20 protein-coding genes are annotated in these 14,232 nt (G+C 28.8%); 9 read left to right on the top strand and 11 right to left on the bottom strand.

Annotation, left to right across the window (positions count from 1 at the left end; translation table 11 throughout):
- Positions 1-182 precede the first annotated feature (182 nt).
- The 5 genes from Q0T35_RS06465 to Q0T35_RS06485 all read right to left on the bottom strand — a co-directional run bounded on the left by Q0T35_RS06465 (position 183) and on the right by Q0T35_RS06485 (position 4,344).
- Entirely contained in the window at positions 183-338 is a 156-nt protein-coding gene (locus tag Q0T35_RS06465) for a DUF4291 family protein (protein ID WP_293919076.1), read from the bottom strand.
- 65 nt (positions 339-403) lie between these two features.
- A complete protein-coding gene (locus Q0T35_RS06470; RefSeq protein ID WP_295841414.1) occupies positions 404-2,041 on the bottom strand; it encodes a DUF4139 domain-containing protein in 1,638 nt (545 codons plus the stop codon).
- 62 nt (positions 2,042-2,103) lie between these two features.
- Positions 2,104-2,373, bottom strand: coding sequence for a hypothetical protein (locus Q0T35_RS06475; RefSeq protein ID WP_295841416.1), 270 nt, complete (start codon positions 2,371-2,373; stop codon positions 2,104-2,106).
- 11 nt (positions 2,374-2,384) lie between these two features.
- A complete protein-coding gene (locus tag Q0T35_RS06480; RefSeq protein ID WP_295841418.1) occupies positions 2,385-3,149 on the bottom strand; it encodes a hypothetical protein in 765 nt (254 codons plus the stop codon).
- A gap of 22 nt (positions 3,150-3,171) precedes the next feature.
- Positions 3,172-4,344 (bottom strand): VWA domain-containing protein, encoded by a 1,173-nt coding sequence (locus Q0T35_RS06485; protein ID WP_295841419.1) that lies wholly within the window; start codon positions 4,342-4,344, stop codon positions 3,172-3,174.
- A gap of 165 nt (positions 4,345-4,509) precedes the next feature.
- On the opposite strand from Q0T35_RS06485, the gene Q0T35_RS06490 reads away from it, so the two are divergent.
- A complete protein-coding gene (locus tag Q0T35_RS06490; protein WP_293919070.1) occupies positions 4,510-6,333 on the top strand; it encodes a histidine kinase in 1,824 nt (607 codons plus the stop codon).
- Between the two features lie 406 nt (positions 6,334-6,739).
- Positions 6,740-7,495, top strand: coding sequence for a LytTR family DNA-binding domain-containing protein (locus Q0T35_RS06495; protein WP_295841422.1), 756 nt, complete (start codon positions 6,740-6,742; stop codon positions 7,493-7,495).
- Here the strand turns inward: Q0T35_RS06495 and Q0T35_RS06500 are convergent.
- From Q0T35_RS06500 to Q0T35_RS06520, 5 genes are all read right to left on the bottom strand, one after another.
- A complete protein-coding gene (locus Q0T35_RS06500) occupies positions 7,482-7,778 on the bottom strand; it encodes a hypothetical protein (protein ID WP_295811647.1) in 297 nt (98 codons plus the stop codon). The two genes, Q0T35_RS06495 and Q0T35_RS06500, sit on opposite strands and share 14 nt — an antisense overlap.
- Positions 7,779-7,865: 87 nt before the next feature.
- Entirely contained in the window at positions 7,866-8,429 is a 564-nt protein-coding gene (locus Q0T35_RS06505; RefSeq protein WP_295841423.1) for a YARHG domain-containing protein, read from the bottom strand.
- Between the two features lie 29 nt (positions 8,430-8,458).
- Entirely contained in the window at positions 8,459-8,608 is a 150-nt protein-coding gene (locus Q0T35_RS06510; protein WP_295841424.1) for a hypothetical protein, read from the bottom strand.
- A 149-nt stretch (positions 8,609-8,757) separates the two neighbouring features.
- The gene (locus tag Q0T35_RS06515) at positions 8,758-8,943 is read right to left on the bottom strand and encodes a hypothetical protein (RefSeq protein ID WP_295811638.1); all 186 of its coding nucleotides are present in this window, start codon (positions 8,941-8,943) and stop codon (positions 8,758-8,760) included.
- Between the two features lie 1,285 nt (positions 8,944-10,228).
- Positions 10,229-10,492 carry a hypothetical protein gene (locus tag Q0T35_RS06520; protein ID WP_295841426.1) on the bottom strand — a complete coding sequence of 88 codons (264 nt, stop codon included), beginning with the start codon at positions 10,490-10,492 and terminating at the stop codon, positions 10,229-10,231.
- Positions 10,493-11,123: 631 nt separating this feature from the next.
- Between Q0T35_RS06520 and Q0T35_RS11135 the strand changes: the two genes are divergently transcribed.
- The 5 genes from Q0T35_RS11135 to Q0T35_RS06540 all read left to right on the top strand — a co-directional run bounded on the left by Q0T35_RS11135 (position 11,124) and on the right by Q0T35_RS06540 (position 12,988).
- The gene (locus Q0T35_RS11135; protein ID WP_366800151.1) at positions 11,124-11,228 is read left to right on the top strand and encodes a copper resistance protein NlpE N-terminal domain-containing protein; all 105 of its coding nucleotides are present in this window, start codon (positions 11,124-11,126) and stop codon (positions 11,226-11,228) included.
- Between the two features lie 111 nt (positions 11,229-11,339).
- A complete protein-coding gene (locus tag Q0T35_RS06525) occupies positions 11,340-11,558 on the top strand; it encodes a hypothetical protein (protein ID WP_295811635.1) in 219 nt (72 codons plus the stop codon).
- A gap of 122 nt (positions 11,559-11,680) precedes the next feature.
- A complete protein-coding gene (locus Q0T35_RS06530; RefSeq protein WP_295811632.1) occupies positions 11,681-11,839 on the top strand; it encodes a hypothetical protein in 159 nt (52 codons plus the stop codon).
- Positions 11,840-11,896: 57 nt separating this feature from the next.
- Positions 11,897-12,304, top strand: a complete 408-nt coding sequence (locus Q0T35_RS06535) for a hypothetical protein (protein ID WP_295841427.1) — start codon at positions 11,897-11,899, stop codon at positions 12,302-12,304.
- A 3-nt stretch (positions 12,305-12,307) separates the two neighbouring features.
- Positions 12,308-12,988 (top strand): pentapeptide repeat-containing protein, encoded by a 681-nt coding sequence (locus tag Q0T35_RS06540; RefSeq protein ID WP_366937729.1) that lies wholly within the window; start codon positions 12,308-12,310, stop codon positions 12,986-12,988.
- A 309-nt stretch (positions 12,989-13,297) separates the two neighbouring features.
- Here Q0T35_RS06540 and Q0T35_RS06545 read toward each other — a convergent pair whose 3' ends face one another.
- Positions 13,298-13,438, bottom strand: coding sequence for a hypothetical protein (locus Q0T35_RS06545; RefSeq protein ID WP_295841428.1), 141 nt, complete (start codon positions 13,436-13,438; stop codon positions 13,298-13,300).
- On the opposite strand from Q0T35_RS06545, the gene Q0T35_RS06550 reads away from it, so the two are divergent.
- Positions 13,429-13,692 carry a hypothetical protein gene (locus tag Q0T35_RS06550; RefSeq protein WP_295841430.1) on the top strand — a complete coding sequence of 88 codons (264 nt, stop codon included), beginning with the start codon at positions 13,429-13,431 and terminating at the stop codon, positions 13,690-13,692. The genes Q0T35_RS06545 and Q0T35_RS06550 overlap by 10 nt on opposite strands.
- A 52-nt stretch (positions 13,693-13,744) precedes the next feature.
- Positions 13,745-14,086 (top strand): hypothetical protein, encoded by a 342-nt coding sequence (locus tag Q0T35_RS06555; RefSeq protein ID WP_295841432.1) that lies wholly within the window; start codon positions 13,745-13,747, stop codon positions 14,084-14,086.
- Positions 14,087-14,232: the final 146 nt, after the last annotated feature.

The raw sequence follows: 14,232 nt of genomic DNA on the forward strand, positions 1-14,232 counted from the left end.
AGGAGATTTAGAATTAATTAATAATTTAAGGTATTAATATTTTCAAGAACATGAAAAACGGCTTAAATTGTTAATACAAAAAACTGAATTTAATCAGCTCCAATAATACATTTAATAAGATTAGGCAAATGATAAACTTCCTAAAGAAGAAGTTTAATCATTTGCTTTTTCTAGTTCATTATTTAAAAAGAAGGTTTAATCCAAGTCATTCTTTCAACTTTAAAGGGAGGTACAAAAGTTTGAGCCTTTACAGCAGGTAAAGCAATTTCTTTTCTATATGCTTGATATACCGTTATTGTTTCTTTATCAAAAACAACTCTTATTTCTTTTTCTTTCATAGAATACAAATATAAACAAAAGCCAACTTTTAAAAGTTGGCTTTTGTTTATTTATAAAATTAGATTTATAAATTGATTTGTTTATCTTTTGGATATTTTACTTTATAGCTCACTCTGATTTTTTTAGTTTCGTTAGGTTTCAATTTTAATGTCCAGGTTAATACTCCCAATTCTTCATTATTAGATGCTTTATCGGATTGTAATAGTTCCACGGTTATATCTTTATGGGAACTAACCGGATACTGATCTTTTAACTGTAAATCAATTTCCTCTTTTTTATTATTTCTAATGGTTATATCATAAGTGAATATCTGTTCTTTATAGGAAGAAAGAAACTTAGTTGTTGATAGTTCACTTACTTTCTCACGTTTTATAGATACTCTTTTATCTTTTCCCATGCTCAGATTAAGTATCTCTGACGTTTGGTTAGGATCTATTATTGTTTTTCCTACATATACTCCATCAAAAATTATGTTAGCTTCTCCAGTCAGAAAATTATATTTTGAATACTCTTTAATTTCTGCAATCAGATAAGAATCCATATCTAATTTTGGAACTGAATAATGTTTATAAAAGGCAGGAATTTTAGTTTCTGTCAATACTACACTATGTTGCTTTCCATTAGATAAAATTGTATATAAAGCATCTACTTCAAAAGAGATACTTAATTGATTTTCATTAATTACAGCATCTACTGTTTTTTGTTCAAAGTTTGCGTCTTCGTAATCTGCTGATATTGATTGAATGGAGCTCATTGACTGCGATGCTGACCTTGACTCCCGCGATATTGACTTTGAAAAACCACTATGTACGGAGTTGGCATACCTATTATTTATATAATCCAATCTCCATGTTTTAAGTATAGGTGCCTGATTATTTTGATTAGGAATACCACTTGATAAGGTTAATTTTACTCCATTCCAATCAATTCCTGTATTTTGGGAAATCATTGCTTTATAGTATAAGTCTATAGGTTTTGAAGTATCAGAAGCTCTCAAATCATAAATTGGATACCAGGAAGCATTATTTGTTAAGTATTTAATTTTTAATGTTGTTTTCACTTCCTGAGTGGACAATAATTGAATAATTAATTTTCCCGTAGATTTCTTATTTTCATTTTTATCCGGATTTATTTTGCTTTTTTTATCCAACTCTCCTAATAAATCAGACAGTTTTTCTTTTTGCTTATCAATAGTAAATATTTTGTCATTAATTTCTAATCTCTTAGAATTGTAATATTCTACTAGCTTAATTAGAGCATTAACATCCATTTTAGATTCCCCTCCATCCATCTTGTCATAAGTAGCTTTATTTTTATCAAGCAATTCGATAGTTTTTACATAAGAATTTTTCTCTAAATTTAACTTTTCTATCTGTTTTTTTACAAGTATAATACTATCGGAAATTCTTCTGATTTCAGGAGTTTCCTTATTATACTCTTTTCCATAATCTGTCGTATACTGCACGGAAACTACTGTTACATAAGGAGGTGCTGATATTTGAACTGTTTCTTCATAAATACTATTGGCAACATTGTCAATAACAACTTCAGTAGTTCCTGAAGAAAGGGAAACACCTGCTTCCTGAGAGATTTCAGCTACATTAAAATAAACGGTAGCTGCTTTTACCTTTCCTGTAGTAAAAATACTTTGTCCGTATCCCAAAGTACTTATAAAAAGACTTATCAAAATAAAATTTTTCATAATATATATTAATCATTAGTTTTTCTACTATTTCCTGAATTTCTTTCTTTTTACCTAGCTTATTAATCATTAATCATTATCGATATAGGCAATATATCATATCCTTTTTGATCTATGATTACAGAAATACGTTTATTATATCCGTTGGAATTATAAGATCCGAATGACTTTAAAAGAGAATAATCGGGATTGTTGATATATTGAATATGGTAGGTTTCTAATACCTCTTTCCAATTAGCCAATATTTCAGGCGTTGATTCTGAGACAGCAAAATATCCTACCCCCAAACCTCCTATTTTTGAGGATAAACTATCAAAGGAAGTGATATGCATGACACAGGACATCATAGACAGATGATAGATATTCTTTTAGTTATTAAAGAAGTATCAAATATACCACTATATGCTTCCGGATAAAAAGTTAACATTAGGGCCATTCCCTGATAATCTGAAAGTTCCCTTCCTTCAAGTAAGATATTTGGTGCTTTATCTCCTATATTTATAGATGTTTCCTCCGGAAGGATTTTAGGATATGATATTCCCAATAATTCTTTAATTTTATATTCCAAAGGTTTTAAATGTTCTCCTTGTCCTCTATACTGATCATCTCTTAAAACGATAGTATTATCAAAATCCAGCAAAAACAAAACCGAATCTGACTGTGCTTCAAGTAAGGATGGAAGTTCCAGATTTTCTTTTAATGAACTACTTCTAGTAGGATATATCTGTATACCTTCTGTATTGAAAAAAAATGAGTTTATTTCTTGTTTACTTTTGCCAAAGAAAACAGTACCCTGTCCTTGATCTTCTTTCTGCTCTACTATTTGTCCTTTTCCTTCTTTATCTTTAATTAAAATAACTTCAATAGAAATATTTTCTCTATCCTTCAGATCAAAAGCGAGTTTTTTAACAAAATAGTTCCTGAATGCCTGAATAACCATTGAGGCATATTCTGTTTCTTCGGATATTGTAGGCTTAAAAACTACTATCTTCAGTGCTGATAAATTTTTTAATTCGTGATTAATTTCTCCTATTAGAATTTGTTTACGTGTTGCTGCCTGAAAAGGCAAAAATAAAAAAATCAAACATAAAACTAAAAACTTTATCATAAGTATATTTTTAATTATTTACTTACTTATTTTCCAAACTGTACCCTTTTTCTTTAGCAAAAGCTATAATGGATGAATTAATTGCATTTGCCAAGTCTTCTTGTATAACTTCTCCTGTTTTTTTCATTTCCTGATCTATATATTCTTCTCTTTTTTGAGATAATTCTGTAATCTCTTTTTGTATTTCTTCTCTCTGTTTTATTTTTTCTTTGACTAATTCTTTTAACTCCTGTTGTGTTTTATTTTGAAGTTCATTGGGCAAATCTTCTTTATTTATTTTGGAAATTGCTTTTTCATCTTCTTTCACCCTGTCTACTAAATCCCAGGAATCATTTTTATAAACAGTTTTAGATTTAGTTACAATCCTATCTGCATAATTTGAAGAAGATATATTTAGGGCATTTCGATCTTGAATAATCTGATTAGTTTGTTTAGCAGCACCCTCTTTTCCATATCCTATATAGGTTGAATTCAATTTTTCATTACATTCTTGTATTCTAAAATCATAAGGTGTCTCTATATATTTTATTTTTTGATTGTAATCTATTGTAAAATACTTGCCTTTTCCTTTATCTGCTCCTTCTTTCCAAAATCCTCTTATACCTTCTTCATATCCTCCACAATGAATAGTGTTTACATAAATATCTTTTTTAAGGGCATCGCTAATGGCTTCTATATATGAAATATTTCCTTGGTTGAAAGGTTCATTACCTGCTATATAAATTAATTTCATATCGGAAGGGTTATTTCCCCAATCTAATTTTTTTACGGCCTCATTTATTACAGCTCCACAGTATTCATAACCTCCATTGGTCTTTAAGGCAAATAAAGTTTCTGATAATAAATCCAGATCAGTGGTAAGTGGTGTTATCTGACGAATATATTTGGATGCTTCTGAGAGATTACTATTTCCATATTCATATAAGGCAATTTCTATCACCGGTGTTTTCCCATTATATTTAAGTGTTGTAAGAGTATTTATAATATTCCATAAACAAGATTTAGCCTGTTCTATCAGCCCATCCATGCTGCTGGATGTATCTAATAATAAAGCTACTTGAATTCTAGTTTCTTCAGTATTTTGATCTCTAACTTTTATGGTCTTATCTTCCAGAGAATATTTATTTTCTTTCCCTGAGAATTGATAATTTAAAGCAAAAATATTTAATAAAATAATTAAACTCAATTTTTTCATACTATTGATTTTTACTACTTACATTTATAGTAACAAAGCTATAAGTAAAAAAAATCTTTCTAGATTAAGAATGGGTAAATGGTCTATATGAATGGGTAAATTCTATAGTTAAAATGTTTAAAATTGTTTTACTTTACATTATTAAACTGATAATACTGTTATTAGATGTATTATAAATATTTATATAGCATTTTATTTTCAATTTTCTGGTGTTTATCAATCTATTCACAGGATACTCTGGGGAATAAAAGCATAAACATTAAAGATATAGGCGTTAACAGTGCTGCTATGCGACTATCGAAATCTTTGAATCAAAATAAAAGTGATGAAGAAGTTGCTAAAGAATATGAAAACCTTGCTAAAGAATTAATACGGAATAAAGAATATACAAAAGCTCAGGAATATCTGGAAAAAGCTAAAGCTTTATATTCAAAGAAAAAAAAGAAAAATGAAATAGCAACTCTCAGCAGAGGAATTGCACGAATACAGGAATCTCAGAATAATTTTTCAGAAGCAATTAGTAATTATGATGAAGCTAGTAAAAATTCTACTGATGTTACTTTTAAACAAATTAATTCTAATGATGCTAATCGTTTAAGGAACAATTCTAATCCTTCTATTCAATCTAATTATATACAACAAAATATTCAACTGGCAGAACAACAAAATTTATCTGATGAAAAAACGGAATCTTACAAACAACTAGCAGAGATAAATTTACAAAATAACCAAAAAGATTTGGCTTTAACTAATCTGGAAAAAGCCTTGGAAAATAGCAAAGATAAGACAACGGAAACAGCCATAAAACGCCAAATGGCTCAAGTTTATATATTAGATAATCAAATTGATAAAGCTATAAAAATTAATACTGAACTAATAAAAAATGTTCAAAAAGATAATGATATAAAGACGGAAATAGAACAGCTTCAAATTTTATCTTCAATTTATCTCAATAATAATAAAGAATCCGAAAGTATTGATTTACTTAAAAAGGCATATAATTTGGCTACAAAGAAAGGTCAAACCTATGAAGCTAAAAGAATTCTGGAACAACTTGTTACTATTTACCAAAATAAAAAAGAATATACTAAGAGTATAGAATTATATCAAACATTTTTATCTAATCTTGAACAGCTAATTAAATCTGACAGTTCTCTGGTAGACAGTAAACTTTTTGAGATAAGTGAAAGTAAAATTGTACAATTGGAAAAAGAGCGTATTCTCCAAGACGAATTATTAAGCAAAAAAAATACTATCACTTATTTCTTGATTACTTTACTCATTATCATTGCAATATTTTCTATTTTTATTATAAAGACTTTATATTCTATCAAAAAGAAAAATAAAAAAATCGCTTTACAATCTTTACGCAGAGAAATGAATCCACATTTTATATTTAACAGCCTGAATAGTGTTAACCAGTTCATTGCTCAGAATAATGAGTTAGAAGCTAATAAGTATCTAACTTCCTATTCTAAGCTCATGAGAAATATTATGGAAAATTCTAATAAAGATTTTATAAAACTGACTCAGGAGTTGGAGCAACTTAAAGAGTATCTGGGATTGGAGGAACTTCGTTTTCAGGATAAATTTTCATATTTTATTGAAGTAGATGAAAATCTGGATACAGACGCTACTTATATTCCTAATATGTTGATACAACCTAATCTGGAAAATGCTATATGGCACGGATTGCGATACAAGGAGGAGAAAGGATTCTTAAGATTATCCGTAAAGCAATTTAATGATAAAATTATAGTTACTATAGAAGATAATGGTATAGGATTAAAGCAAAGTACTGATAGTAAAACCGAGAATCAGAAACTGCATAAATCCCGAGGAATGACCAATACGAAAGATCGAATACTACTTCTTAATAAACTTTACTCTGTTTCAATAGAGCTAAAAATTTTTGAAAAGAGAAAACCTAAAACGGGAGTAATTGTAAAACTTATATTTCCAAAAAATATTAAAATTAAAAACAACTGATAAAATGAATAGATCTGTTCTACAACAAATTGAAGAAAAAGAAATTTAACTATTACATGCAATGACTGAAGGTAATATTCAGGTACTTGATAGTCTTAATACATGATGAATTGCTTTTTACTATTCCTAATGGTCAGGTGATAACTAAAGAGATGGATCTTGAATCTCATCGTACAGGAATTATAAAAGTTGATAAATGAAAAGCAAATAATCAGAAAATTAATTTTATCGGAAATGATATCGCTATAGACACTATAGTTGTTAATATTAAAGGAGAAATGATGAAACCACCAATTGATCAACATAATCGTTATTTAAGAATTTGGAAAAACTTTACTAACGAATGGAAGATAATTGCCAGAAGCAGTACAATTATTAATTAATCGGAATTTTATATCTTTGATCTATGCTTTCAACTATAAAAAGTATTATTGTAGAAGATGAATCTGCTGCCAGAAATGCGCTAAGCAGCTATCTTTCAAAATACTGTCCTCAGGTAGAAGTTATAGGGTTTGTCCAAAATTGTAAGGAAGCTATACATATTATTCATGATCTTGAACCTCAATTGGTCTTTCTTGATGTAGAAATGCCTTTTGGTAATGCCTTTGATGTTTTGGAGTCTTGTAAGGAACTTTATTTTGAGACTATATTTGTTACCGCATTTTCTGAATATTCCTTAAAAGCTTTAAATCAAAGTGCTGCTTATTACCTTCTTAAACCTGTAAGTATTGAGGAACTGATTTTGGCAGTGAACAAAGTTCAACAACATATTCTTAATAAGGAAATTTTTAACCGGAACAAAATTATTGTTGAAAATTTTAAGGAATCTCATCCTGAAAAACAGCAAATTATTCTTCCTACTCTGGAAGGTTTTGAGGTAGTTAAGGCCGGAACTATTATGCGATTACAGGGAAATGGTAATTTTACGGATATTTTCCTTGCTGATGGATCTAAAAAAATGGTTTGTCGTTTTTTAAAACATTTTTCTGAACTTCTTTCCTACCCTTTTATACGTGTACATAAGTCCCATATTATTAATGTAAATTTCATTAGATCATATCATAAAAGCTCCGGTGGTTATGTCGTTTTAGATGATTCTACTGAAATAGAAATTTCATCCAGTTATAAACAAGAGTTTTTACAGCTTTTCAAAAATAAATAAGATATTTTACTGGTATTTTACTTCTATAATATACGGAATATTTATAATTTTCTCTTTCAATCAATTTTACAGATATTAGTTTGTACTGTTTAGCCCTATTAGTTTCCAATACCTCCCTATTCCATTTTAACTGTATATACTCTTTATCATTAATAGTTTTATAGCATTTGGTTTCAAGTATTACAATTTTATAATTGTTATAGGTATAATCACACTGAACGTCCTTATCTTTTAAAGATCCTGTTAATATATTATCTTCGTCATAAGTATATTCTGTAACCATATGTTCTGATCCATCATCATCCTTGTAGTATTCTTTTACTACGTTACCTTCTGAATCATAACAAACAATGCTATTATAATCCTTATTCTAATAAATATCTTTTTTTACTATGTTTCCTTCTTCATCATAATTAAAAAACGTTTCTTCTATAGTTTCTGTTCCATAGTCTAATTTAACAGATTTGTAAAGCAATCCATTTTCACTGTAATAAAAATAGGTATCATTAAGATGATCTATATGCTGAATTAGAATATCTTTCTTAAAATAATTCACATAATTAATATCATTTACCATACAATTTTGTTGCGAAACAGCAATCCCTTTTTTATTGTATTCTGTAAACCCACATTTACTACCCCCTAAAGTATATTGCTTTATATACTTTATACTTTTGAGCGCATTTTTGCCATATAGTGTATCACTCGCAGTTTCTAATGGGAGAACATGACTATATGATTTTTTATTTAAATCTTTATATATAATAACTCGTTTATATAACTCCATTATCGCAATATTATCCAACTTCAGATCATTTAATTCTATTAGCATATTATCTACTATAGGTTCATACCAGTTCTGACTGAAAAAATAGTTTGTATCTGATTCATCTGAAAAACGATAGCCATATCTAGCATATATTTCATTTTTCATCAGGTTTAATTCTTTTGGTTTCTTCCCTTTCAGATTACCCCCCCTAAGCGAATAAATGAAGTTTGGGAATATTTCCCTGAAAACTCATCCGGAGTTACTTTTGCATCGTCATCATTAATACAACAATTAGTATTTCCTTTTTTATCTTTAGAACATACCATTAATTTTATCGGAGGCATTTCTCTATAAGAGGCTCCTTTTTCTTTCAGATATATAAAAGAAGCCTTTACCTGATCTGAAAAGAATTTCTCATCTTCTATCTTTACATTAGTCAGCTTTTAAACTTTTTGATGCAAATCACCATCTTTCTTGCTATTAAAATAAAGATTTATAAATCACTTATACCTTGTGCATATGTCTTACCTTCTAAATTTAATACCTTGATGAAAAAACTACGCGTATCATTCTTAAAATGAAAAATAGTATTTACTTTTCTTGCACTATCTCCTACTTTTTCATCAACCAAAGATGGATCTACAGTTACTCCTCTCCGTGTATAAATAGTTTTTTCCATAGCCAGAAAGATAATTGGCATAAATACTATCAAAACAAAAATATATTTTTGATAAATAACATGTTTGTTATCACAAAAATACGTAAATAAGAATAATTTCAAATCCATTTTTATATACCAGAAAATAATAAATTATTAGAACAACGTAGATAACACAAACCATATATTTTTATCAAAAATATTATCCTGAATGTCTATTGATAATATAAGATATCATATTTCTGGGATTGATTTTACTAAACCAATAGAAATTGTAAATTTACCAGAAGGAACGGTATTGCGGGGGGGATGATAATACAGATAATCCGATAATAGAGCAAGTGAATTAGGAGTATCTGATACTTATAATGTAAGAAACTCTAATAAAGGATAGAAACACACCCGGGATAAAAGGAAATAATTAAAGGAACATCATTAATGACGCTTGAGAAGCAGCGATGTAGACCAAAAAAATGTAGGTAATTGGATATTTTGTGTGAAGAAAACTATATTTTAAGAATTGAAACAATCCAATCAAAAATTTACAAATGGGATAAAATCGAAAATTAAATAATTATTTATTTAAAGAATAATCAAATAAAATGGATCAAAGGTGTTTGGAGAACTAAGAAATCAATATGCATATTCCTAGAACAATTTTTCCAGAATAAATTATTTTTATTAGTTATAAAAGAAGTTTGCTTTTTTAAAATATTGTCTACACTTGTATATAATATATTATAATTAATAATTTAGATATGAATAATAATTATTATAGTTGATGTAGAAACTGATGGACCTATAATTGTTGAAAATTCAATTGTTTGTTTTAGGGCTGTTATTCTAAATGATAAGGGATTATATAATACTTTTTATGATAAAATGCCCCCGTTTCAGAACATTATATTCTTAAAGCCTTAGCTATATCAGGATTTACCAGACAAGAACACGAAAAATCTGAATTACCTAAGCTTGTCATGCAAAAATTTAATCAATAGATTAAAGAAACAAAAAAAAGACCCATTCTAATTTCAGATAATAATCAATTTGATGGCGCATGGATAAATTATTATTTTCACACTTTTTTAGGAGAAAATTCATTTGGATTTTCAAGTAAACAAGTTGGAGATATATTTCATGGCTTTTGTAATGCCCAAAAATACAATTGGAAGAAACACTGTAAAACCAAACATACACATAATCCAGTAGATAATGCAAAAGGAAACGTGGAAGCATTATTATATTTAATATCTCAAAGATTAAAACTTTAAAGAAAAAAGCCAACTTTAGAAGTTGGCTTTTTCATTTAACTATTTATCTTATCTAAGAGTTCCCATTCGCTGGTAGGGATTAAAGCCTTAACAAGCGAGATCAGGTTGTAAATATCCAAAGCAGAATGGCAGAGTGTAAGCTGTTTACATTCCGTTTCAGCAAGTAAAGCCGTTTGCATCACATTACAAATCGAATGCAGCGTATAACCTAAATGTTCGTAGTTCTCTAAATGCTTAAAATGGTTTAATGAAGTTAAGAAATCTTGAATTTCTTCATGATTTAAATTTACGTTTGACATAATGTAAAAAATAAAAAGGCGGTGCTGTCAAACGTATACAACAAGTGTATGTTTTTCGGGCGTTACCGTTACCGAACACCGCCATATTGTTAATAATAAATTTACTGATTCCATGTTGTTTACGTTTGACGACGCAAAAATATAAAAATAATCTTAAAACTTTATATGAATTATAATAAATTAAAGCGAAGCAAAATTGTTTTGTAGAGGTTCTTTATACCTCTTTTTTTTTAAATAAAAGTTTCAATTAAATTTAAAAGTATATTTTTTTCTCATTATCTAATTTATTAATTGGCTTTAATTGTTCTAAAGCTTCTTTATTTTCTATAGAAACTTAAACCGGTATTTCTTTTTTATAATAATAAAAAAGAATATTATCCACAGAAATACCAAAATATTTAAAAATATAAACCAAAACATCACTAGGAATTTTCTGCTGATTATTTTCCATCAATATAAAAATTTATCGTTATTTTTGGAAGAGTAATTTTCTATTGCATCAATGGAGCTTATGAGCTAGGTAAAAGACCTAATATTGTATCTGATGATTGGGAATTGCTTATTTTGGATAAACCTAAAACGATCCGTAACGTTACTACTTGGCTGTATGAAGATGAAAGTTTAGTGCCGACTGCTAAAATTATCTGATAATAACACCTACTCTATCGTATCCGATTATTTAGGAAAATCCAATCAGGCTTACAATGAAAAAGGCAAGCTTATTTGGCAGGTATAGTCTGATATTTATGGTAGAATATGAGAAAATAGCTTTAAAAATAAGCATTCCCTACCTTTTAGACAGCTAGGTCAGGATGAGGAATTTTGAGGACTCTATTATAATCATTTTTTGTATTACAATAGTAATTCAGGAACTTATATAAGTCAATCCCCTATTGATGTCGAAGGTAATAACCCGAAATTGTATGCGTATGCTTTTGATTCGAATACCGGAATAGATCCTTTTGAATTAATGGCTGTTTTTTACCATGCAGAAGATATTATAGGTGATATAGATCCTTCTATAGGGTGTTCAAGCTTAGATTTTAATCTTGCGGGTCGAGGTTAATTTTACGTACCAACTGATTTAGATCAAATTATTGATTAGGCGAGTAAAAAAAGATTTACCAAGTATCACAAAATTTGATGTACCTGATTCAGAATTAGCTAAATTGAATATTAAAAATTTTGATGAAGCCACTATATGAATGGACTGATTTTGTTACTAAAGGTAGACAGAATAAGTTAAATCATAATTATGATATTGTAAGTGAACCTATGGTTAAAAACCTTAACAAGTTGAAAAGGAAAAACACCTGTGCCTGCGGGGCATCAATATGCAATATTTAGTAATGAAACAGCAGATATATTTAATATAAATAAGCTACGAAAAATAGATTGTAAATAATGGAAAAAAAATTGAAATTTACAGATAAAAATGGGAATGTGATTATTAAGAACTATAATTCATGGCGTTCAATTGTTAAAGGTTTTTTAATAAAATATGCTTATAAAACAGATAAAGAAGAAGAAATACTGATAAAGGCATATTATAAGGAAGCTAATAATTATAATCAAACTTTGTGTATGGTACATGAAGAATATCATTGGGCAATGTTAGATGCTTGCGGAGAAACGCATTATCTCCCTAAAAATGAAGTAGTTTACCCGCAAAAGCCGGGTGATTATTTTGATAGGTATGATAGTTATATAAAAGAAAATAATTTAAAAGAACCTTTTATATTTAATTATAGAGGTGAGCATAGTCTAATATTTTGGCGAACACCAGGCTTTTTTACAAAATTTGAGGAGTAAGTAATGGATCTTAATAAAATATTGGAACAGCATGAAATTTGGATCTACTCTTGTGGCGAAGATGGAGAGAGAGCTAACCTGAGAGGTGCCAACCTAAGTTATACCAATCTGAGTTGCGCTGACATGAGTTATTCTGACCTAAGAGATGCCAAACTGAAAAATGCCGATATGAGTGTTGCTGACATGAGAGGTGCTGACATGAGAGGTGCCTCCCTCAGTAATGCCGATCTGGAATGTACCAATCTGAGAGGTGCCAGCCTTAGTAATGCCAACCTGAGAGGTGCCTATATGAAGGGGGTTGACCTGAGATTTGCCTACCTGAGAGATGCCAGCTTGAGAGATACCGACTTGAAGCATGCCGTCCTGATTGAAGCCGATCTAAGAGGGGCCGACCTGAGGGGGGCCGATCTAAGATGGGCCGAGCTGGAGAGGGCCGACATGAGAGATACTGATTTACCTGAGTCAACATTTATAATATCAGATGAAAAATATTTTATTTCAATATGTAGAGATTATATCTGTGTAGGCTATAAATGGCATTCAGTCAGTGAATGGCGTCAATTTAGCCAACAAGACATTGAAAAAATATACAATATAAACTTTCTTAAATTTTATCCTCGTCTACTGGATATTATTGATTTTTATTGCGGACGAGGAGATCGTCCTAAATGGTTAAAGAAATGAACCTATGGATAGTAAAGCAGTTATAGAACGTTTATAACAAGCAAATTGGCTTATCGAGTACGAAAATTGACCAAAAGTGTTCTAATCATGTGTAATGCAGGGATAGTATTGAAATAAGATAATATGACAACTAATATTTAAGCCACACGAACCGTTCCCTATTTATATTAACTGTCGAAAAAACGATAATTACATTTTTTGTTTTTAATGGGAATATCGCAAAATACTCTCAAAAAGATGAATATGAAAACATTTAAATATTAAAAAATATATATAAAGATAGCTTTAAAAATAAGCATTTCTTACCTTTTAGGCAGCTGGGTCAGGATGAGGATGAGGAATTTGGAGAACTCTATTATAATCATTTCTTGTGTTACGATAGTAATTCAGGAACTTATATAAATCAATCCCCCATTGGTCTCGAAAGTTATAACCCGAAATTGTACGCATATACACATGATAGTAATTCATGGGCTGCCCCGTTGAGGTCGAATTCGAAATTATTTGAATCATCATTTTGGAAAGCTATTAAGAATTCTGTTAACTGGGCAAAATACAAAATAAAAATCGCTAAAATATATGGAGTAATAAAAATTATTGTTGTGCCAAATGGTAAGAAAGGATATTTATTCCATATAGATACTTTTCATGATGGTGTAGAAATATATAATAAATTCGGCAAACATAAAGGATCCTTAGTTTGAGATGGAAATATGATAAAGATCCTGTTTAGGTCGGAACATATAAATAAATATTATGAAAAACTTAGAATTATTTTTAATCGAAGAGATTGAAGGTAAGAAAGAAAGTACATTTATTTATCAACTTCATGAATTAGATGTTTTTGATGAAAAAATGTTTAATAATCTTATTAGTAAATCATATGAATATTTTAATTCTTCAACTCAAATAAGTGAACAATATATTTTTATAGTTAAAGGGTTATTTAAAATATTTTTACATATGTTTTTTTTATTTTCTTGTCATCATTCTCCTAATGATATATATAAAATTAAAAATTATTCTAAAACCCTAAAAGACAAAATATGCGAAATATATTTTAAAGTAAGTGATATAATATCAAAAATAGGTAATTAATTTAAAACTCACATAATAAACCATAAATAAAATTATTTTACCTTAACAATATTAATAGTTCTCCATATCAACATTTTTATATCTTTGTTGTGATCTAAAACAATAAACAATTTAACTCTAAAAAAACAAGGGTTATGAGTGTAATA

This window comes from uncultured Apibacter sp., from assembly GCF_946479295.1.
Lineage (GTDB): Bacteria > Bacteroidota > Bacteroidia > Flavobacteriales > Weeksellaceae > Apibacter.